The following is a 19,244-nucleotide window of genomic DNA, read 5'->3' as shown; positions in this document are numbered from 1 at the left end:
ATCCCCATAAAAACCAACCCGGGGGGGGCCGCTAAACTGCGCCCCACGCCTATTTTACTTAATGGGTCTGCTGCGTAATGATAAACGCCGGGAGATACCAAAGCAGAAGATACAGCAGCAGATGCATGACCGGCAGCGCCGTAACCGCGTTCTGGAACACCAGGTAAAACACGATCAGCAGGCCGCAGATGCCTGCGAACGCGCCCAGCGTCAGGCACGAGCGCACCGCGCCGGCCAGCTTGTCCGCGCATCGCAGCACCTGCACGAACGGCCCCGCGCCCTCGCGCGTCAGGATAGCCGCGGGCGCGTCGCCCTGCGTATAAGCCGGGTCCAGCATCAGCGTGACCGCGTCGTAGTCCGGCTGGTCGGCAAAGCCGCGCCGGAGATCGAACTCGCTTTCGACCATGGCCGGGGAGATGTTGAAATCGCGCACAGCGAGCGAAGCGCTCATATGCATCCGGCGCATCAGGCGCATTGCCTGATAGGTGTGCTTCGTCGGCTGGTAGCGCAGTGTGAGCACGCCTGCGAGCGCGTTGTCCACCACGAGGTAGGCGTAGCACTTGCCTGCGTCCTGCCCGGCGCGCATCCGCACGCCCATCTGAACCATCAGCGCCGCCGTGCCCAAAACCGCGCGGCTGCCGCCGATCTCGCCGGCAACGCCGCCCTCCACGATCTGGAGGTTCCGCGCCTGCGCGGCCGTGCCATAGCGTTCGCGCAGCGTCTCGGACAGCACGCGGCCGACCTCGAGGCCCGCCGCGCTCGTCAGCGCGGCGGCATAGGCCAAGATCTGGTCGTCGCCCAAGCGGCCCATGTTCTGCAGCGCCTCGAGCGACACAGAACCCGCCGGAAACAGATCGTTTTCACTGAGCACCACTTCTTCGGTGCCGCGCAGCAGGCTCGCCTGCCGCGCGCCCGCAAGCGCCGCGCCTGAGCCGAGCAGCCGCCGGGAAACATTCTTATAGCTCGCGCCGAACGCGCAAAGCAGCCCAAGCGGCGCGGAGACAGACAGCAACGCGGAAAACGCCCAGAAAAACCGTACCGGCTCGCCCCGGCCGACCGAGGCGACCAGCGCGAAGATGATCGAAGCGGCCAGCGCGATCGGCACATAGATCATAGAAAAGCGGTCGACCGTGTCCGGGCGCTCCATCTCGCGCAGAAAGTCCTCACGCTGGTGCAGTGGTCCCTTGAGGGCACGGCATACATCGTCCTCGCGGTCGTAATGGCTGTATACCGCCATCGGCTGTTCGGCGGAGGAGAACGCCTTATAGGCGCGCGCCCGCGCGGCAAACCGGCCGCGCTCCTCGCGCATCGAGGCGTACAGCATCAGGATGCTCACCGCGAGATACGGGATCTCAACGCCCGCCTGATTGTCAAACACGATGATGGACGCGCCGTGCAGGAGAGACGCGAGAATCGCAACAGAGACCAGCGTCGACCGGTCGGGCGTGCCTTGGAACAGGCTGACGAATCCCAGCCCAAACACATCGACGCCTACAAACAGCGCGATAAACTGTAGCAGCATTAGCGCGCCGATGGCGATCGCCGGGTTTTGACCCGCATCCAGCACGATGGGCAGCGGCAGTGCCTCAAACTGCGGGGCAAGGCTCAGGTACGCCGCGAGCACGGCCAGGATCAGCACGATGATCGAACGCGCGTTCAGCCCCTGCGCGCGGCGTTGTAACGCACGCTGCGCCTGCATCGGGTCGCGCAGCTCGATATCGTCCTCCTCCTCATCCAGCTCGGCGGCCAGACGGGCGGCGCGCGCCTCCTTTTTGCTCATGCGCTCCGCGCGGGCGCGTGGGGCACGGGCGGGCGGCTCTTCGCCGTATGCCTCGTCCTCATCGTCCTCCGCCATGCGCGCGGCCTGTTTTTCCGCGCGGCGGGCCTGTCTGGCGGTTTCTCGATCCGCTTTCTGCGCTGCCTTGGCCGCGCGGGCGGCACGGCGTTCCTCGCGCGGGTCGATTTCCTCTTCTTCAAACGCGGACAGGTCGGGCAGCTCGTCCTCCGCCGGTTCGGGCGCGCGGCGCGGCGCCTGCCTGGGCGCAGTCTGCCGCGGCGCAACGGGCTGCGGTGCGGGACGCGCGGGCTCGGCCGGACGCGGCGCCGCAGCGGGCGCTTCCGGCATGGCCGCCGCCGGACGTTTGGGCTCGGCTGTTCCCAGCCCCTCTACTTCAGCGATGATCGAATCCAGATCAAATTCTCCGCCGTCGGGCACATCGCTGAGCAAATCCTTGAGCGCGTCAAGGTTCATGGTCTCGTCTTTTCTGTCCATATCCCGGGTCCCCTTTCGATCTATTTCATACGGCGGCGCACGGCCTCGAACAGCAGCACGGCGGCGGCGTTCGATGCGTTGAGTGAATTGACCCTGCCCCGCATCGGGATGCTGACGATATAATCACATTTCTCTCGGGTGAGGCGGCTGAGCCCTTGCCCCTCCGAGCCGATTACCAACGCGCAGGGACGGTCAAATTCGGCCTCATACAGCGGCGCGTTGCCGTCGGCTTCCGCGCCGAACAGCCAGACGCCGCGCTGCTTGAGTTCGTCAAGCGTCTGCGCGAGATTGCCCGCCTTGTGCACACCGATATGCGCCAGCGCACCGGCAGCCGCGCGCGCGACCGCGGCCGTCAGCCCGACCGCCCGCCGCTTGGGGATGATGACCCCATGCGCCCCCGCCGTTTCCGCCGACCGGATGATCGCCCCCAGATTGTGCGGGTCCTCAATACCGTCGCACACGACAAAGAGCGGCGCTTCGCCCCGCGCATCTGCCGCTGCGAACAGCTCCTCCAGCGCGGCATATTCCTGCGCGGCCACCTGTGCGATTACACCCTGGTGGTTGCCGGTCGGGCTCATATGGTCGAGTTTGCGGCGGTCGCACTGCACCACCGGTACGCCCGCACGCTTGGCCTCGGCCGCGATATCGCCGTTGCGCGAACCGTCCGCCAAAAACACCTTATCGACCGGGCGGGCGGCCCGCAGCGTTTCCAGCACGGCGTTTCGCCCTTCCAGGAGCGTGCCGTCATCCTCCGGGCGGCCGTCCCGCTCCGGATGCTTTTTTTGATATTGATTGGACATATTTTTTCTCCCAACAAACTTCAATCGTTAGAATTATACCATATACGACACTCCAGATTCAACGGCGCATGTGTGAAAACCCGAAATTTATACAAAGTTCGCATGCGGATATCCATGCTTTGGGACGCTGTTTTTCAACAATATGAAAATTCTTCTTACATTTTCATGAAAAATATGCTAAAATAAATATATTATCTTTTCTTTTGAGAACAAAAATCTGGTTCTCAAATCCGTATCTGTTTATTTTTGGATAAAGAGGGGTCAAATATTGTATCAAGTAGGAGATCTGATTGTTTATGCGATGAACGGCATTTGCAGGGTGACTGAGATCGGCCCAAAGCCAGAGCTTGGCGGCGAGGCGGACACGCTGTATTATACACTGACGCCGCTGTACCGCACCGAGGTGATCTATACCCCGGTCGATGCAAACCAGTTCATGCGCCCGGCGCTGACGCGGCAAAAAGCGCTCGAGTTAATCACGCAGATTCCTGGGATTGAGGAGCAGGAGCTCGACAGCCGCAACATGAAGCTGGCGGCGGAATATTACCAAAACGCACTGCGCACGCACGACTGCACCGAGCTGGTGCGGCTGATCAAAACCATTTACACCAAAAACCAAAACGCCCGTCTGCAGCGTAAAAACCTGAGCCAGATCGACCAGCGCTATATGAAGCGCGCCGAGGATCTGCTTTACGGCGAACTGGGCGCGGCACTCGGCATCCAGCCCGAGGGTGTACAGCAATATATTGAGCAAACGGTCGCTGAACTGGAGACCACCGTACAATAAGCGAAGTAAAAGGGCCGCCCCGTAGGGCGGCCCTTTTGTTCTAAACGTCGAACGGCAGCACGCGCGCCGGATTATCAAGGCTAAATTTTTTAGCGATATGCGGCTCCACGCCGACTTCACCCAAATACCGCTGGAAATCGCTTAGCACATGGCTGTACCCCCAGCCGCCATAGGACATGAGGAAATGCTTGAGCCCCTGATCATGCGACAACAGGATGCGGTCGCTGAACCCGTGGCTGCACAGCTTGTAAATCGCTTTGGTGCGCTGCAGGTCGGTCGGCAGCACCCACGAGCCGACTTCCTTTTTATAGACGGTCGTATTGCCGCAGAGGTCGAACTGCACGTAGCATCCGCGGTTTGCCAAGCTCAGCAGATGATCCATCGCCTCATGCGGCTCCAAGTCCTTATGGGCGAGCACAAACCCCAAGTGCCCGAGGATGATGCGTTCGGGCGCAACGCCCTCTTCTTTAACTAGGATATCCAGCACCTCATGCCCGCGGCGCGCGGCGGGGTCCAGATGGATGGTGATTGCCATGCCGGTGTCGTGATGGGCGCGCGCCGCGGCGCGCAGCACCTTTTCCTCCTGCCCGGTGATCACAGCGCTGGTGCCGATCTCACCGATGATGCCCGGGCGGACGCCCGTATCACCGATGCCGTTCTTAAATTCGCTGATGTATAGGTCGGCAAGCTGGTCGCTGGTCGACTGGTAAACGATATCCGGCAGCGTCGAGTCAATGTAATGCCCGGTACCGCAAATGATATGGATGTCCGCGCGGCGGGAAACCTCTGCAAGACGGACGGGATCGCGTCCGCAGCCGGGCAGCGACAGCTCTGTGATGGTCTGCCCGCCGTATTTTTTAAATTCTGCGATTTCATACAGCGCGGTGTCCATATCGTCCAGCACGCACTCGTCGCGGTTGGAATATGGGTTGCTCCGCACGGCGTGCAGGTTTGCAAGCGTCACTTTTTCCTCCATGAACGCCTCTTCCGCCGCGTTCTGCGGTTTGAGCAGAAAGCAGGTAAAATCACAGAAAATATGCTCATGCGGCAGCGTTTTTCCCAATTTTGCCGAATCGATCGGCCCAAGGACAGTCATGACAGTTCCCATTGCAATGCTCCCTTTCCAGTTTTATTTTGACAAAAAAACATGGATGCCCAATCGTTTCCGATAAAGCATCCATGGCTTTTCCACATCTGCCGCGCGGCAGTCCTGACCGCGCGTGGCATCGCTATTCTTAATGTGGTATTATTGTACCAAAGCATTTTTTCTTTGTCAAATAAAAAGAGGCGTAAAATTACTTCCCATCATCCAGCAGCTTTTCATACTCCCCTTTTGGCATGGGCCGGTAAAACACATAGCCCTGGATAAAGTCACAGCCGATTTTCCGCAGGTATTCCACCTGCTCCGCATGCTCCACCCCCTCGGCCACGGTATTCACACGGAACTTCTTCACCAAATCGATCACGCCTTGCACCACAGCCATGTCCCGCTCTCTGTCGGCTCCCTCCGAGAAGAAAAAGCCGTCCACCTTGAGCGTATCGATCGGCAGGCTCTTGAGCAGGCTGAGCGAGGAATAACCCTTTCCAAAATCATCGATCGCGCAGGAAAAGCCCGCCCGCTTGAGCTTGTTCACCGTGGCGACCAGCAGGCTGGTATTCTCTACTGCGATCGTTTCTGTAAATTCGATCTCCAGAAGCTGCGGCGGGATCTGGTAGCGTTCGCGTATCTCCACATACCGTTCCACAAAGTTCTGGTCATAAAACTGCAACCGGGATACATTGACCGACACCGGAAGCACCCGTTTGCCCGCGTCCAGCTGGCGGCGCAGCCAGCGGCACACCTCTTCCAGCACGAACTGATCGAGCTGTGCAATCATAAATTTGCGTTCAAACACCGGAATGAACCGGTCCGGCCCGATCACCGTATCGTCCTGCGTCTGCCAGCGCACCAGCGCTTCCGCGCCTCCGATCTTCCCCGTCCGAAGATCGACTTTCGGCTGGTAATACACGGTGAACTCGCGCCGTTCCAGCGCTGTCTGCATCCGGTTTTCGATGTCCTTTTCTTCCCGCAAGCGGGTGCGGATGCTTTCATCATAGTAGACGTAGTTTTGCCGGGTGCCGGTCTTGACCGTCTTGCGGGCGAAATTCGCCCGGTCGAGCAGCACATCGATTTTCAGATCCTCAGAGATGTCCTCCACGCAGCAGATCCCGCAGCAGGTAGACAGCCACTGCCCATCGCAGGAATCATGCATAAAGCCGCGTATCTGTTTATCTGCCTGTCGTTGGCGCGATACGATCTCCGCGCGGTCCTCATAGCGCAGCAGCAGCACGAAATTGTCAGCCGACACGCGCCCGCACAGCTCGTTTTGCCGCAGCCCGGCGCGCAGGATATCACCATAATGGGAAAGCACATTGTCCCCATAGGCGTAGCCGAACACATCGTTAATATATTTAAAATCTGCAAAGTCTGTATACAGCACTGCAAAGCGTTCGCCCGGCAGATCGTCCAGAAGCTGCTGTGCTTTTTCCTTGAATGTGTCGATCAGGTAAACGCCGGTCAGCGTGTCCCGCCGCGCCAGATCACTCAACTTTTTATTGCTCTTTTCCAAACTCAGCAGGTTTTTTGAAAAGGCAAACAAAATAAACACCCACGTCAGCAGCATAATGACCAGCATCACGATACAGACGGTCAGCAAGACATGAGTCTGACGGTTTGAGTAGGCTTCCGCGGCGAAAACCGTGTCATTCGCTTGTATGAAATAGGCTTCGCTGAGCAGCAGAAGCGCATCGCCGCCTGTTTCTTCATTGCGGTAAGCAGAAACTCCACCCTTGATTTGCTTCCACATGCGATCCAGAATTTTCAGATTTTCTTGATATGTTGAATCCTGCGGGGTCGGCAGGCCGTAAGGCCCGTCGCCGCTAACCAGCTCGTTTATGATATCGTCCAGATATTGAATCAGTTCATCATTCGGCTTGTCCGCCAATTCCAGTTTGACCAGCCGTTGGGCTGCGCCACGTACGATGCCCACATAATTAATTAGCTGCCCGTTCGCCTGGGATTGGATCACTGTATGAAGTGTGATCCCTCCGAAGAGGATCAGGAGCGTAAACAGCACTGTCAATCCTCTTATAAAAAAACGTTTCATTGTTTATCCCCCAACAGCCTGATGGTCTCTCCCCTCTATCCATCCCTTCGAGTGCCGCCTCTGCCGCCTTCTATGCTAGAGCATTGAGTAGCTTCCTATAATTAGTATTATTTTAGACGATTGCGCGATGGAATGCAAGTGGCCATGTCATGGCAGCACATAGTTAAGCGGCGCAAAGCAGCACCTCCAGTTCGCATTCCACGCGATTGCTTGCCCCCAAACGCCATTTTATGATATATTGAGAAACATTAAAGTTGAAACCTACAAGGGTAAACAAATCGCTTATTCGCCGGGCAATTTGGCGTTTGGCGGAAACCACAACCCGTCAGAAAAGATTTACCTGATCTACTGCCACAGCGTTACAGTCGACTAGAATACCCGTCAGACGATCGCATCTTCTCACAAGCGATTCCCTATAAAGTCTCCTCGGCAAACTACCGAAATGATTATCATCTGGTAAGAGGCTAAAAAGGCAGTGCCGGAATATAAAAAAATCGCCCGTTTCAAACGAAACAGACGGTTTTCATGGTACGCCCGATGCGATTCGAACGCACGGCCTTTGGAGTCGGAGTGCTGATTTTCGCGTTAATTGTTTCAACTTTTGATTTATTTTATCTAATTTTGCGGTTTATCCCTTAATTTTATTCATACTTTCAAACCCCAAAATGTACGTTTTCGAAAAAACAAACCCCAAATAAACCCCAACGTAATAAAGCATTGCTGTCTGTATATAGAGTGCTCATAGCGAGGCAACCTATCCTCGGTGATAGGTATGAAAGACGAGGACTTTACCAGCGGCAACGCTTACTATGGACGGTCGGTGCACCGGGATAGAATCCCACAGCGGCGGAAAATCGTAAACGTCGAGGTGCGCACACGGCGCGTTGATGGGCTGGACTTCCCCGCCGTTGTGGTCTGGCCTGACGGACGCGAATACAAGATAGACCGCGTACACGGCAGCCGGTACGATGATGATATGAAAGCACTCCGCTATGGCGTACGGGTTGGTAAGCGCAATACGTTTGTCTGGCGGCGGGATGATGGGAGTTGGTTTGTAGAAAAAAGATAAAAGCCCCGTTCGGAGCGGCACGGAAATGGGCGTGTATTTGTATTATGCGCCCGAATTGGTGCAAATTCAGTCGAAGTCAGTCATCATTCCAGTAGACTGTTTGCCGAAATCGCAGAGTATCAGCTTATCTTTATCTAACCTGGTAGGTATTAAAAAAGGCGGCTTTGTCATTCATCAAAACCCATTTTACTTTTCTGTATTCATCACATTCAATGTTTCCGCTATAACTGGCCAAGTTGTCACAGTAGGCGGCAAAGGCATATATGCACTGGTTTGAGCCTGCCATTTGATCGGGATTAAACCTGTCGTTGACCATTTTGTAGTCTATCGCATGACATAACTCATGCGTTAATAAAAACAGCAAATTTTGCATTTGTGTGCCGTCTATGGATGCTAAATCGTTAAATAGACGCCTTGCTTCTTTTCTCATTTTTTCGATTAACTCTATATCTTGAAAATTAGATCCCCAAAGCGCGTATTCGTTTTCTCTGAAGTCGTGAAAGAAATCACCCAGATTTATTTTACCATCTCTATTTATAACATTGAGACGATATGGGTTCAATCTTATGACTATGGTGTTTTTCTTATCTATAGAGGGCTTATAATATTGCGTATCACCTACAAACAAGGTGTTATCATGGAAATATTCTTGCATCGAAATAACTATATCAAATTTTATTACTGCTTCTGAAAAAGGGTCAAGGTAAGTCTCAAAAGCTACCCTTTCACAAAAATCAGACTCTACACGACGTGGGTCTCCTTTTAAATCAGTTTTGGAGTAATACATAAAGTACAAATCATAGCCTACACCGACAACCCTTTCCTTTGTATCTCCGTCAAAAGCCATGCAAGAGAATATGTTGAATACTTCCTCAAATGTAATGCCATATTTAGTATCCATTGGACAAGAAGATAGAATAAGTACATTGAGATGTGATTTAATAAATCTTTCGTCAAAGTGTATGGTTGTAACAATTCCAGTAGTGACAGGCAAAGTGGTGGTTTCTCTATCGTCTATTTGCAGCATTCTATCCTCACAGTATTCCAATTCCAAGACAGAATAGCCCGTATCTTTCCATATTTCAGGAAGATGATATAATTCCCTTTCTTCCATATCATTATCTCCTTTTCCAAATAAACTTAAATTCTTTATTTAAAAAGCATAACACAAGTCCGCAATTCATGATATGGATTTTCATACAAAATACCCCTGTTTTTTTCTCCACCTATGGAAAGTCCACTTTTAAAGTAATAAAAACCCCTCCAGCCATCCGGCCAGAGGGGTGTTTCTATCATCCAAAACCTAAAATCCCGGAATCATCGTCGCCGGGTCAATCGGCTTCCCGTTTTTCCACGCGCTCAAATGCAGGTGCGGAGCCTCCACGTTTGCGGATATATAATCGCCACTATCTGCCGCGCTCTGCATCAATGCCATATAGTCTACGTCTTTATTCCAAAGTCCGTTCGACCCGCCGCCCGACCCCGACGACCCGCTAGACCCGCCAAAAGAGCCGCCAGACGAACCTCCGCCATTGAGATATTTGGAGTATTTGTCCGTCTGCTGGTGCTTGGTGTCTCCGGTCTGGGAAATCTTCTCGTTGCGCTGCTGCTCATACTTGGCCGCAGAGTGATAGTCCCCCTTACTAACCGCATCGTTAATCTTGGCCTGATAGTCGGTATTCTTATTGTAAGCCATATCGCGCCTCCTTTACTTGCCGATCAAACCCAACCGCTGGAGCGTCACCGCATACTGCGCGCGTGTCAGCGGTGCATTCGGCATGGTGCCGTCCAGCACGCCCGCGTCTTTCGCCATAGGCCACGCCTTTTCCGCTGATTTAGGTACGTTGGCGTTCTTCTCCTGCTCTTTCTGGTATTGGCTCATATAAGCCTTAAACTGCTCATAGCTCATTTCCTCGTCCTCCTCATAGGCCGGTCGCCCGTATCCGAGAATCCCGGCATAATTCAAATCATAGCTTTTCTTACGCACACAGCCGCCATTTGCAACCACCCCCGCCGCGCTGGAGGTGTTGCCCTCGATTGTCACGACCTTGCCGCCACCCACGCTAGACACCAGCCCTACGTGACAGGCTACACCCCGGCTGTCCCGGAAAAAGATCACATCCCCGCGCTTGGGCTTGTCCTTGTGCCACTGACCGCGACGTTTAAAACCCTCCACGCTGTAAGGGCAGTACGCAAAGTGCGGCACGATCTCCCTGCCGCAGCCCTCGAACAGCATGTCCGACACAAACACAGCGCACCACGGCTGAGCTTGATAATCCTCGCCCCAGCGCTCCTTGTAACGCACCGCAAAGATGGTGTAATTGCCGTCCCCCGCATTTGCCCCGAGGCTAGTGAGCTGCGAGTTGCTGCGCTTTTCGAGGTAGCCAAGCCACCTCTCGGCGGCGGCAAGCACCTTATCAGCCATTCCCATTGCCGTCGCCTCCCTCGTCGCCTTTCTGCTTCATGCTCTCCAGCGCCTTGCGTAAAAATTCGGGATACGGTACGCCCATCAATCCGATGTTTTCCAATAGCGAAAGCCCCTCGTTCCCGATGAAAAACAGCACGATCATCGTGCGGAACACGCCCGCGCCCGTCGCGTTTTCCAGCATCACGCCCAGCCAGACCAGCAGTAAAATCATGCCCTTTTTGCAGATGCCCCGGAAGCCCGCCTTGCTGTCAAGCGCACCTGTGTCGGATTTGTTGGAGCGCTGCCAAAACAACGCCACCAGCACACCCGTTATGTAGTCTGCGGCCATCAAGCCCACCAACACCTGCAAAGCCGCGTCCCACCCTCCGAATAGTTTTGCCAGCGTGCCGCCTACCATTGCAAGGCCGGCCAGCACCAGATTTTTAACGTTCATTATAGATTCCATAAGCCTGTCCTTTCTTCCGCTTCCCCGCCTATCATCTCATAGGCGGGGATTTTGCCGTCTATCGGTTAACCACCCAACATATTGACCAGCTCGGCATATTCCTCCGCTGTCAAGCGGTCTGCCGCCAGATATACATCCATCTTGTCTTGCAAACCGTCCGTGCGCCCCAGCGCGATCAGCTTCTTGCAAAGATTAAATACTGTACTCATGCTTGTCCTCCTAAATCCGTATCGGTTAATCCCAGTTCCATCAATGACAGCCGGTATTCATGGTCTGCCGCCAGATCCAGCAGCACCTCGTCTGTCGTCGGCTCGTCCACGATCTCCCGGTATAACGGCTCCACGCCATATACCGCCCGTATTCGCTCCGCCGCCGTCTGGCTTTCCTCCTGCGTGGCGCAGGTAAAGTTTCGCGTCACCGGCACCGTCTCCAATACCGGTTCCACATATTCCCCCGTTTCCGTTATGTACCCCGGCGAGACCTCGCGCACACTATTCACCGTATACTCTAAATAAATCATATCAGTCTCCTTTATGGCAAAATCTCGACCCGCTCGGCATTATTTGCATCCCGCCAACATAGCACAGCATTTTCCGCCGCGTTTGTGGTCAGTGTCTTTGCGCCGTCGATCTCGGCAAGCCGTGATAGATCCCTTGTATTAAACGAGCCCATTATTTGCGTATTGTCGGCGCTTGGGCACATCACTGTTTGCAAGCTGGCTCTAATTGCTCCTCTTGCTGTTCTGCCGATTATTGACCCTCCGACTGTTCCTCCTATTTGGGACTGTGATATATAAAAAAACAATGAATTCGTAAAGGCCCCATTGAAAAAAGAATATGTGACATACATTAGATAGCTATTCGGAAAACTGCCTGTCAGCATCGAACATGATATCCCAACGAATACTGACTGTGTAAATATCCCGCTCAGCGAGGAATTTATGTTGTTTCTACAAAATATACTAGTTCGAATTGCCCCTACGAGATTAAGGCCATTATCCTCGCCCTTCCCATTATGATTATATTGGCCTGCGCCAAGAAATCCCAACTCACCGCCCTGACTTACGCCGTGGCGAATTATGTGGACTGGAATGGAAAGACGTTGATTTCGAGCACTCACTGTTGCATATTCGCCGTTCCTCGCTTTACATTGCGGGAAAAGGAATTTTTGCGGACAAAACGAAAAACGAATCTTCCGAGCGGTGCATAAAAATTTCATCCGCTGCCATCGAAGCCTTGCACGAGCAGCGAGGCTGGCAATTGCAAGAGCGGCTAAAACTGGGGGATGTTTGGCAGAATACCGATCGTGTGTTTACTCGTTGGGACGGCCGCGCCATACGGCCCGATTCAATTACCGGGTGGTTTCATAAGTTTGTGACGAAGAATGGTCTGCCGCCTATCCACATCCACAGCTTGCGCCACACCTACGCAACGCTGTTGATTGCAGCCGGAACAAACCTCCAGACCGTAGCGAAACGACTTGGTCACGCAAACACAACGACCACCAGTAAAATTTATTCTCACGCCATTAAGTCAGCCGACGAAGCCGCCGCAGAAACTTTACAAGATATTTTGCATCCCGTAAAAAAGCAAGCGTAAATTCAAACGTCCTCCCAAAACGGGAGGGCGTTTTTTGCGTAATAAACCCCAAACAAACCCCAACCTCAAAATCCAGTTTACACAACCCTATCAAAAAATATAAAAAACCGCCCGTTTCAAACGAAACAGACGGTTTTCATGGTACGCCCGATGCGATTCGAACGCACGGCCTTTGGAGTCGGAGTCCAACGCTCTATCCAGCTGAGCTACGGGCGCGGGTACGTATGGTATTATAACAGACTGCCCGGGTTTTGTAAAGTTATTCCGGTTTGCGTTTTTTCGGCTTCTTTTTATACCGGTCTTCCTCGGAAAAAATGCAGCCGCAGTATTTCTGCATATATAGCCCCAGCTCCCGCGCCTTATCCTGCCCTTCTCGGAAGCGGGGTGAAAAATCGTGGTTCAGAAAAGCGACGCCATATTTCTCTGCGGCCTCCTTGGCGACGCTGCGCATCAGCCCGTGATTCTGGTACGGGCTGACAAACAGGGTCGACGTAAACTGGCCAAACCCGTTTTCAGCGGCATAGCGCGCAGTCTCCTCGAACCGGAGCCGGTAGCAGAACGCGCACCGGTTGTCAAACGCCGGATAAACGCCCTCAATAAACCGGCGCAACCCGTATTCATTTTCAATCTCCAGCTTCAAATCGATGCTTTTCGCATATTCGACAAGCGTATTTTTTCGCATTTTATACTCTGTAAACGGATGGATATTCGGATTATACCAAAACCCAGTCGGTTCGATGCCCTCCTCGCGCAGCATATCCACGCAGGCGATCGAGCACGGCGCGCAGCAAATATGCAGCAGTGTTTTCATTCGCGATCACTCTCCCGTTTTTGTATTGTATCACACCGCCGCTGTCTTGCAAAGGGCGGTTTTTTCCAGTATACTAAGCCTATCAAGTTGGAAAGGGGGCCTCAATCATGCATGATGTGGCCTATTATAATGGAGAAATCGGCCGAATCGACGAAATCAAAGCGCCGATCACCGACCGCGGTCTCTATTTTGGAGACGGCGTATACGACGCCGCCATTGTCCGCGGCAAAAAAATCTTTGCGCTAGACGACCATCTGGACCGTTTTTTCAGAAGCCTGTCGCTTCTCGAAATCGCGCCGCCCATGACGCGGGACGAGCTGTCCGCCCTGTTTTATGACCTGTGCAGCCGTCTGGATTCGAACGGCGACCACGTGCTGTATTGGCAGGCCACGCGCGGCGCGGCACACCGCACGCATGCTTTCCCCAAGGACGCCGCCCCGCGGCTGATGGCCTTTATCGAGCCATGCGGTCTCGATAAGCCCGACCGTCCGCTGAAATTGCTTTCGGTCGAAGACACCCGTTTTTTCCACTGCAACATCAAAACGCTCAATCTCATCCCCAACGTAATGGCCTCTCAGCAAGCGCAGCAAGCCGGTTGTGACGAAGTGGTGTTCCACCGCGGCGAGCGCGTGACCGAGGGGGCGCACTCGGGCCTTGCAATGCTCAAGGCCGGCGCTTTCTGCACGCCCCCGGCTGACGAGCTGATCCTGCCCAGCATCACCCGCCTGCACTGTATGCAGCTCTGTGAATCGCTCGGCATCCCGGTGCGCGTCGCTCCGTTTACGCTATGCGAATTGATGCAGGCCGACGAAGTGCTCGTGCTGTCCACCGGCTCGCACTGCATCCCCGTCAGTGAGATCGACGGCAAGCCGGTCGGCGGCAAGGCGCCCGCGCTGCTGCGCCGGCTGCAGGAGGCTTACGCGCAAAAGTTCGAGGACGACCTCGCACGCTAAGCAACGAGAAAACGGCGCGTTTTTCCGATACGCCGTACATCATTTCCATCGGATTGTGAGGAAACTGCCATGGCATCTGTCATCATCATCGGCGGCGGTCCGGCCGGGCTGTCCGCGGCGATCTATGCGGCGCGCGCCGGTATGGAAACCACCGTCTTTTATCAGAATGGAGGCGCGCTGGAGAAAACGGACAAAATCGAAAACTATTTCGGCTTTGCCGCCCCCATCTCAGGCGCTGACCTGCTGGCGCGCGGACGTGCGCAGGCGGAACGGCTGGGTGTCCGGCTCGTCCACGCTGAGGTGACCGGCGTGGAATATGCGGAAAACGGCTTTGCCGTGAAAACCACCTCTGAAACGTTTCCCGTCCGCGCCGTCCTCCTTGCGACCGGCGCGCCGCGCGCCGTGCCGAAGATCCCCGGGATCCAGGCGTTGGAGGGGCGCGGCGTCAGCTACTGCGCGGTCTGCGACGCGTTTTTCTACCGCGGCCGGCCGGTCGCAGTGCTTGGGCAGGGCGATTATGCGCTGGAGGAAGCCCGTACGCTGCTGCCGGTCGCAGGCTCGGTCACGCTGCTGACGAACGGCGCACCCATTCCCGCTGCCCTGCCGGATGGCCTCGCGGCTGACACCCGTTCGGTGGCGGCGGTCGGCGGGGCAGACAAGGTCGCGCAAATCGAGTTCCAAAGCGGTGAGCCGCTCCCGGTGGACGGCCTCTTCATCGCCTATGGCACGGCGGGCAGCGCCGATTTCGCCCGCAAGCTGGGCGCCCAAATTGACGGCAACCGTATCGTAACCGACGAAAAAGGCAAAACCGCCGTTCCCGGGCTGTTCGCCGCGGGCGACTGTACGGGCGGTTTATTGCAGATTGCCAAAGCCGTGCATGACGGCGCGGAGGCCGCCATGTCCGCCGTGCAATATCTTCGTGCTTGACAAAGGCAAGCGCGTTTGTTATAATAGCCAAACATTTCAGTGAAAAGGAGACCGATGGATGTTTTAAGTTTACGTGCGAATGAAAGAATGACAGGATCGATGCCCACACCGGTGTTCTGGGTTGCTTTGTCATGCTTCTTCGGCGTAAACGAAATCCACGCCCCAACGGGCCGTTGGATATTTTCGTCGTCCTTGAAAGCAGGCGGAGCCCCCAGGGGCGCGTTCCGCCTGCTTTTTTGCATCCAAAAAAGCGCCGATCCGTTATGGAGGATTTATGCTGAAACAACCATGGAAACGTAAATTTTTCACCATTATGGCCGGGCAGACCGTTTCGCTCGTCGGCTCGGGCGCCGTGCAGTTTGCGCTGATCTGGTGGCTCGCGAGCGAGACCGGCTCGCCGCTCATGATGGCGCTCTCCGGTCTGGTGGCGTTTCTACCGCAGACGTTGCTCGGCCCGTTCGCCGGCGTGTGGATAGACCGCATGAAGCGCAAGACCGTCGTCATGGCGGCCGACCTGTTCCAGGGGCTGGTCGCGCTCGCGTTTGCCGCAGCGTTTCTGCTCAAAGCGCCGCCTTACTGGTCTGCCTGTCTTGTGCTCGGCGTGCGTTCGGTAGGCACAGTATTTCAAACCCCGGCCATGCAGGCGCTCATCCCGCAGCTTGTGCCGCAGGACGAGCTGGTGCGCGTCGGCGCGTGGCAGCAGTTCCTGCAGTCGGGCGCATTCATGCTCGGCCCCGTGCTGGGCGCGCTGATGTACGGCGCGCTGCCGCTGCCCGTCATATTGCTGACCGACCTGCTCGGCGCGCTTGCCGCTAACCTGACGCTGGGCGTCACCAAGATCGATGAGCCGCCGCACACGCACGCGGAGGCGCCGCATTTCCTGCGTGAATTCCGTGCAGGCTGGCAGGCACTTACCGCGGACAAGCCCCTCTGCGCCCTGCTGCTTGCGGCGGGCGGCTGCATGGTGTTTTTTATGCCGCTCGCCTCTTACTACCCGCTGATGACGAGCGATTATTTCAATCTTTCCGCCTTTCACGGCGGCATCGTGGAGTTTACTTACGCGCTCGGCATGCTGCTCACGTCCTGCATCGTCGGGCTGTTCGGACACATCAAGCACAAGCTGCTGTTTGCCCACCTCGGGCTGCTGGGCATCGGATTATCCACACTGGTCGCCGGCCTGACGCCGCCCAGCATCGCGGGGTTCTGGGTGTTCGCCGTCGCCTGCACGTTCCTTGGCGGCAGCGGCAACTTTTATGGCATTCCAACCGTCGCCTACATGCAGGAGGCCATTCCGCAGGAGGCGCAGGGGCGCGTCTTTTCGCTGATGGGCAGCCTGCTCTCGCTGACCATGCCGCTCGGCCTGCTGCTCTCCGGCCCGGTGGCTGAGGCTTACGGCGTCGCCCGCTGGTTCCTGATTTCGGGGATCGCTATCCTGATCATCCCTATAATCAGCCTGCTGGTCATCCGCAGGCTGAAAAACGTATAAAAATGGAGGGTAACAGCTTATGATCCGCAAGCACGACATCGACGGCGGCAAGGGCTTCGACTGGGGCAAAGCCTCCTCGGATTACGCCCGTTTCCGCGATATTTACCCGCCCTCGCTTTACCAAAAACTCACGCAAATGGGACTTTGCGTAGCTGGCCAGAAGGTGCTGGATCTGGGTACCGGGACCGGCGTGCTGCCGCGAAACCTCTACGCCCACGGCGCAAAATTTACCGGCGCCGACATCTCAGAAGGCCAAATCGAACAGGCAAAGCTTCTTGCCGCGCAAAACGGAATGGACATCCCCTTTCTTTGCTGCCCGACCGAGGCGCTCGATTTCCCGGACGCATCTTTCGACGTGATCACTGCCTGCCAGTGCTTCTTTTATTTTGACCATACGGTGTTAGCCCCCAAAGCGCACAGGTTTCTGATGCCCGGCGGCAGGATGGCGGTCGTCTACATGGCCTGGCTTCCGTTTGAAGACCCCATCGCCGGGGAAAGCGAACGGCTGATCCTGAAATACAACCCATCGTGGACGGGCTGCGGGGAAACGCGCCGGCCCATCGACATTCCCGGCGCATATGGGCAGTATTTCACGCTCGACCATCAGGAGGTCTACGACGCCAAGCTCCCGTTCACCCGGGAAAGCTGGAACGGCCGCATCAAGGCCTGCCGAGGCGTTGATGCTTCCCTATCCGCGGCAGAGGTCGCTTCTTTCGAAGCCGAGCACCGCGCTATGCTCTCCCAGCATTCAGAAAGCTTTGATATTTTACATTACGTTGCGATAACCGTCCTGAAGCGGCGGTAAACACAAAAAAGCGGTATGGAATGATTCCATACCGCTTTTCGTTTATTGTACTGCTTCCACCGTTTCTGTGCCGTTTTCCCGGTAAGTGTAGACTGTAAATCCGTCGTATGTCCAAATACCGTCCTCACCCTCGCCCATGCAGCTGGGTGAATACGAGGTCGAACTCGGCGCGCCGAGCGCAGCTTTCAAGCTGGACGCGGCCTGTCCTACATAGCCCTGCGCCTGCGAAGCCGTCGGCTTTGCAGGTTCGGGCGGCGCAGGCTGGGGCTCCGGTGCCGGAGCCTGTGTACCGGACGAGCCTCCTCCCGCCTGGTTTCCTGCGCCGGAACTGCCGCTGCCCGACGAGGACGAGCCCGAGCCGCCTGTCGGCTGGCTGGACGGCGGCGTGGTCGGCTTGGGCTTGCTTTCGGTCGTGCCCGAGGGCGCGTCCGATGCGCCGCCCTCGGAGGGCATCGTGGACGAATCCGCGCCGTCGTTCTTGTCTGACGTCTCCTTATCTTCCTCGGGCTTGACCTCAGGCATCACGTCCTGCTGGTTTTCATCGGGCTTGGATGCGGGTTCTTCTGCGTCTTTGCTTCCGCAGCCGGCAAGCAGCCCGCCGCATATCATCAATGCCAGCAATCCTGCTGCAATTCGTTTCATAGTCTTAACATCCTCTCATTGCGTTTGCTTTTTCGACGAAATTCGTGTTCACTTTGTTCCATGCAGCGCCGGGGGATATTTGAGCAGGTTGCCCAAATTGCGTTCGACAATCTCGACGATCACCACATCTCCCTGCTGCACCTGCTCCAGCGGATACGGCATGGCGCGCGTGACGGTCGCCTCAGCAAAGTCTTCGGCTAAAAACGGATACAGCGCGTTGCCGAACGAGTCCCGGCAAAACAGCAGCCGCCCGGTCCCTTTTTCACTCGTCGTCCGGATCAGGATATCCTCGGGCGAGCGCGGCGGCGTGACGTGTTTAAACGAAAAGGCATACTTCTGTTGCGCTTCGCTCGCCGTACCGGCTGGATACAGCATTTCATACAGATCGCCGCGATGCGACTCCGCCGTTTCGTAAGGCATCCCTGCAAATCCGGTGTGCGGCTGTCCAAGCTTTTGCATCAAAAAATCGTGTACAAGCGCCGCCCCCCTGTTCGACCAGTGGGAATCGGTCTTTAAATATAGGATTTCCTCCTGCGCGCTAAAAAATGTAAATAAATCGGCATAATTTACCGATAATTCACGCAAATATGGCTCAACTCTCTCATAGTTCCCCTTCTCCCCGCTTTGCAGGTAACGTTCCGGCATGTACTCTGGATAAAGGGAGTTTTTGTTTGGCGCGATGGTAAAAAGGAATTTTGCGCCTTTTCCCTCACAATACGCCTGCATGTCCGCCACTGTTTGTGCAACCTGCCGCGCCTGTTCCTCGGACAGCGTAGCGCTGTTTTGGTAGTCCGGCAGCGTCTTTGCGTAGTACAGCCAGCCGTCCGAACCCCAAATCACGTCCTGCGCAGGCGAGGTGGCAAACAGCCGGGTATACAGCGCGGCGTTCAGCGTCACCATCTGCTGCCGGAGCGCAAAATGGTCGGCCGCATAGTTTGTGACCTCATCCAGCACGGCGGGATTGAACGCGTTTTCCTCAGTCAGCAGCTTTGGAATAGGCGCAAGGCGTTCATTGCCCGCGGGTTTCGTTTCCGGCGCAAACAGCATACCAGCGGACGGGATCAGGCAAAGCAGC

20 protein-coding genes and 1 tRNA gene are annotated in these 19,244 nt (G+C 55.8%); 7 read left to right on the top strand and 14 right to left on the bottom strand.

What is annotated here, in order from left to right; all coding sequences use genetic code 11:
• Window positions 1-58 precede the first annotated feature (58 nt).
• Together SO058_RS10030 and rlmB are read right to left on the bottom strand one after the other, a co-directional pair.
• The gene (locus SO058_RS10030; protein ID WP_320842862.1) at window positions 59-2,272 is read right to left on the bottom strand and encodes a hypothetical protein; all 2,214 of its coding nucleotides are present in this window, start codon (window positions 2,270-2,272) and stop codon (window positions 59-61) included.
• A 20-nt stretch (window positions 2,273-2,292) separates the two neighbouring features.
• Window positions 2,293-3,072 (bottom strand): 23S rRNA (guanosine(2251)-2'-O)-methyltransferase RlmB, encoded by a 780-nt coding sequence (rlmB, locus tag SO058_RS10025; RefSeq protein ID WP_320842861.1) that lies wholly within the window; start codon window positions 3,070-3,072, stop codon window positions 2,293-2,295.
• A gap of 268 nt (window positions 3,073-3,340) precedes the next feature.
• Between rlmB and SO058_RS10020 the strand changes: the two genes are divergently transcribed.
• Window positions 3,341-3,859, top strand: coding sequence for a CarD family transcriptional regulator (locus tag SO058_RS10020; RefSeq protein WP_320842860.1), 519 nt, complete (start codon window positions 3,341-3,343; stop codon window positions 3,857-3,859).
• Between the two features lie 40 nt (window positions 3,860-3,899).
• Here the strand turns inward: SO058_RS10020 and SO058_RS10015 are convergent, their stop codons facing one another.
• Window positions 3,900-4,967 carry a phosphotriesterase family protein gene (locus SO058_RS10015; RefSeq protein ID WP_320842859.1) on the bottom strand — a complete coding sequence of 356 codons (1,068 nt, stop codon included), beginning with the start codon at window positions 4,965-4,967 and terminating at the stop codon, window positions 3,900-3,902.
• A gap of 187 nt (window positions 4,968-5,154) precedes the next feature.
• On the bottom strand, window positions 5,155-7,005 hold the full coding sequence (locus SO058_RS10010) for a putative bifunctional diguanylate cyclase/phosphodiesterase (RefSeq protein WP_320842858.1): 1,851 nt from the start codon (window positions 7,003-7,005) through the stop codon (window positions 5,155-5,157).
• A gap of 772 nt (window positions 7,006-7,777) precedes the next feature.
• Here SO058_RS10010 and SO058_RS10005 point away from each other — a divergent pair.
• Complete coding sequence (locus SO058_RS10005; RefSeq protein ID WP_320842857.1) at window positions 7,778-8,074, top strand: hypothetical protein; 297 nt, start codon at window positions 7,778-7,780, stop codon at window positions 8,072-8,074.
• Between the two features lie 130 nt (window positions 8,075-8,204).
• Here SO058_RS10005 and SO058_RS10000 read toward each other — a convergent pair whose 3' ends face one another.
• The 6 genes from SO058_RS10000 to SO058_RS09975 form a co-directional block, all read right to left on the bottom strand.
• Window positions 8,205-9,188 carry a hypothetical protein gene (locus tag SO058_RS10000; RefSeq protein WP_320842856.1) on the bottom strand — a complete coding sequence of 328 codons (984 nt, stop codon included), beginning with the start codon at window positions 9,186-9,188 and terminating at the stop codon, window positions 8,205-8,207.
• 189 nt (window positions 9,189-9,377) lie between these two features.
• Entirely contained in the window at window positions 9,378-9,770 is a 393-nt protein-coding gene (locus tag SO058_RS09995) for a hypothetical protein (RefSeq protein ID WP_320842855.1), read from the bottom strand.
• A gap of 12 nt (window positions 9,771-9,782) precedes the next feature.
• Window positions 9,783-10,505, bottom strand: coding sequence for a CHAP domain-containing protein (locus SO058_RS09990; RefSeq protein WP_320842854.1), 723 nt, complete (start codon window positions 10,503-10,505; stop codon window positions 9,783-9,785).
• On the bottom strand, window positions 10,492-10,947 hold the full coding sequence (locus tag SO058_RS09985) for a phage holin family protein (RefSeq protein ID WP_320842853.1): 456 nt from the start codon (window positions 10,945-10,947) through the stop codon (window positions 10,492-10,494). The genes SO058_RS09990 and SO058_RS09985 overlap by 14 nt, the downstream gene beginning before the upstream one ends.
• Before the next feature lie 65 nt (window positions 10,948-11,012).
• Entirely contained in the window at window positions 11,013-11,156 is a 144-nt protein-coding gene (locus tag SO058_RS09980; RefSeq protein ID WP_320842852.1) for a hypothetical protein, read from the bottom strand.
• A complete protein-coding gene (locus tag SO058_RS09975; RefSeq protein WP_320842851.1) occupies window positions 11,153-11,467 on the bottom strand; it encodes a hypothetical protein in 315 nt (104 codons plus the stop codon). Before SO058_RS09975 ends, SO058_RS09980 begins: the two co-directional genes overlap by 4 nt.
• Before the next feature lie 502 nt (window positions 11,468-11,969).
• Between SO058_RS09975 and SO058_RS09970 the strand changes: the two genes are divergently transcribed.
• Window positions 11,970-12,545, top strand: a complete 576-nt coding sequence (locus SO058_RS09970; RefSeq protein WP_320842864.1) for a site-specific integrase — start codon at window positions 11,970-11,972, stop codon at window positions 12,543-12,545.
• Window positions 12,546-12,684: 139 nt separating this feature from the next.
• Here the strand turns inward: SO058_RS09970 and SO058_RS09965 are convergent.
• Together SO058_RS09965 and SO058_RS09960 are read right to left on the bottom strand one after the other, a co-directional pair.
• Window positions 12,685-12,761: transfer RNA gene (locus SO058_RS09965), tRNA-Arg, on the bottom strand.
• Between the two features lie 43 nt (window positions 12,762-12,804).
• Window positions 12,805-13,356: an epoxyqueuosine reductase QueH gene (locus SO058_RS09960; protein WP_320842850.1), complete on the bottom strand. Its 552-nt coding sequence runs from the start codon at window positions 13,354-13,356 to the stop codon at window positions 12,805-12,807.
• 107 nt (window positions 13,357-13,463) lie between these two features.
• Between SO058_RS09960 and SO058_RS09955 the strand changes: the two genes are divergently transcribed.
• The 4 genes from SO058_RS09955 to SO058_RS09940 all read left to right on the top strand — a co-directional run bounded on the left by SO058_RS09955 (window position 13,464) and on the right by SO058_RS09940 (window position 17,527).
• Window positions 13,464-14,309 carry an aminotransferase class IV gene (locus SO058_RS09955; RefSeq protein ID WP_320842849.1) on the top strand — a complete coding sequence of 282 codons (846 nt, stop codon included), beginning with the start codon at window positions 13,464-13,466 and terminating at the stop codon, window positions 14,307-14,309.
• A gap of 27 nt (window positions 14,310-14,336) precedes the next feature.
• A complete protein-coding gene (locus tag SO058_RS09950; RefSeq protein WP_320842863.1) occupies window positions 14,337-15,236 on the top strand; it encodes an NAD(P)/FAD-dependent oxidoreductase in 900 nt (299 codons plus the stop codon).
• A gap of 274 nt (window positions 15,237-15,510) precedes the next feature.
• Entirely contained in the window at window positions 15,511-16,722 is a 1,212-nt protein-coding gene (locus tag SO058_RS09945) for an MFS transporter (protein ID WP_320842848.1), read from the top strand.
• A gap of 19 nt (window positions 16,723-16,741) precedes the next feature.
• Window positions 16,742-17,527, top strand: a complete 786-nt coding sequence (locus SO058_RS09940) for a class I SAM-dependent methyltransferase (RefSeq protein WP_320842847.1) — start codon at window positions 16,742-16,744, stop codon at window positions 17,525-17,527.
• Between the two features lie 42 nt (window positions 17,528-17,569).
• Here SO058_RS09940 and SO058_RS09935 read toward each other — a convergent pair whose 3' ends face one another.
• A complete protein-coding gene (locus SO058_RS09935) occupies window positions 17,570-18,169 on the bottom strand; it encodes a hypothetical protein (protein ID WP_320842846.1) in 600 nt (199 codons plus the stop codon).
• Between the two features lie 48 nt (window positions 18,170-18,217).
• Window positions 18,218-19,244 (bottom strand): alginate O-acetyltransferase AlgX-related protein (locus SO058_RS09930; protein WP_320842845.1); only part of this gene is annotated, 1,027 nt, incomplete at its 5' end.

Source organism: Agathobaculum sp., assembly GCF_034098985.1.
GTDB lineage: Bacteria > Bacillota > Clostridia > Oscillospirales > Butyricicoccaceae > Agathobaculum.
The sequence above is the reverse complement of the archived record's forward strand: the minus strand, read 5'-3'. Positions and strand labels throughout refer to the sequence as shown.

What these genes read in the sequence shown, in the direction of transcription:
- SO058_RS10030 (WP_320842862.1), bottom strand. Translation starts at nt 2,272, where the DNA reads ATGGACAGAAAAGACGAGACCATGAACCTTGACGCGCTCAAGGATTTG.
- rlmB (WP_320842861.1), bottom strand. Translation starts at nt 3,072, where the DNA reads ATGTCCAATCAATATCAAAAAAAGCATCCGGAGCGGGACGGCCGCCCG.
- SO058_RS10015 (WP_320842859.1), bottom strand. Translation starts at nt 4,967, where the DNA reads ATGGGAACTGTCATGACTGTCCTTGGGCCGATCGATTCGGCAAAATTG.
- SO058_RS10010 (WP_320842858.1), bottom strand. Translation starts at nt 7,005, where the DNA reads ATGAAACGTTTTTTTATAAGAGGATTGACAGTGCTGTTTACGCTCCTG.
- SO058_RS10005 (WP_320842857.1), top strand. Translation starts at nt 7,778, where the DNA reads ATGAAAGACGAGGACTTTACCAGCGGCAACGCTTACTATGGACGGTCG.
- SO058_RS10000 (WP_320842856.1), bottom strand. Translation starts at nt 9,188, where the DNA reads ATGGAAGAAAGGGAATTATATCATCTTCCTGAAATATGGAAAGATACG.
- SO058_RS09995 (WP_320842855.1), bottom strand. Translation starts at nt 9,770, where the DNA reads ATGGCTTACAATAAGAATACCGACTATCAGGCCAAGATTAACGATGCG.
- SO058_RS09990 (WP_320842854.1), bottom strand. Translation starts at nt 10,505, where the DNA reads ATGGGAATGGCTGATAAGGTGCTTGCCGCCGCCGAGAGGTGGCTTGGC.
- SO058_RS09985 (WP_320842853.1), bottom strand. Translation starts at nt 10,947, where the DNA reads ATGGAATCTATAATGAACGTTAAAAATCTGGTGCTGGCCGGCCTTGCA.
- SO058_RS09980 (WP_320842852.1), bottom strand. Translation starts at nt 11,156, where the DNA reads ATGAGTACAGTATTTAATCTTTGCAAGAAGCTGATCGCGCTGGGGCGC.
- SO058_RS09975 (WP_320842851.1), bottom strand. Translation starts at nt 11,467, where the DNA reads ATGATTTATTTAGAGTATACGGTGAATAGTGTGCGCGAGGTCTCGCCG.
- SO058_RS09960 (WP_320842850.1), bottom strand. Translation starts at nt 13,356, where the DNA reads ATGAAAACACTGCTGCATATTTGCTGCGCGCCGTGCTCGATCGCCTGC.
- SO058_RS09955 (WP_320842849.1), top strand. Translation starts at nt 13,464, where the DNA reads ATGCATGATGTGGCCTATTATAATGGAGAAATCGGCCGAATCGACGAA.
- SO058_RS09945 (WP_320842848.1), top strand. Translation starts at nt 15,511, where the DNA reads ATGCTGAAACAACCATGGAAACGTAAATTTTTCACCATTATGGCCGGG.
- SO058_RS09940 (WP_320842847.1), top strand. Translation starts at nt 16,742, where the DNA reads ATGATCCGCAAGCACGACATCGACGGCGGCAAGGGCTTCGACTGGGGC.
- SO058_RS09935 (WP_320842846.1), bottom strand. Translation starts at nt 18,169, where the DNA reads ATGAAACGAATTGCAGCAGGATTGCTGGCATTGATGATATGCGGCGGG.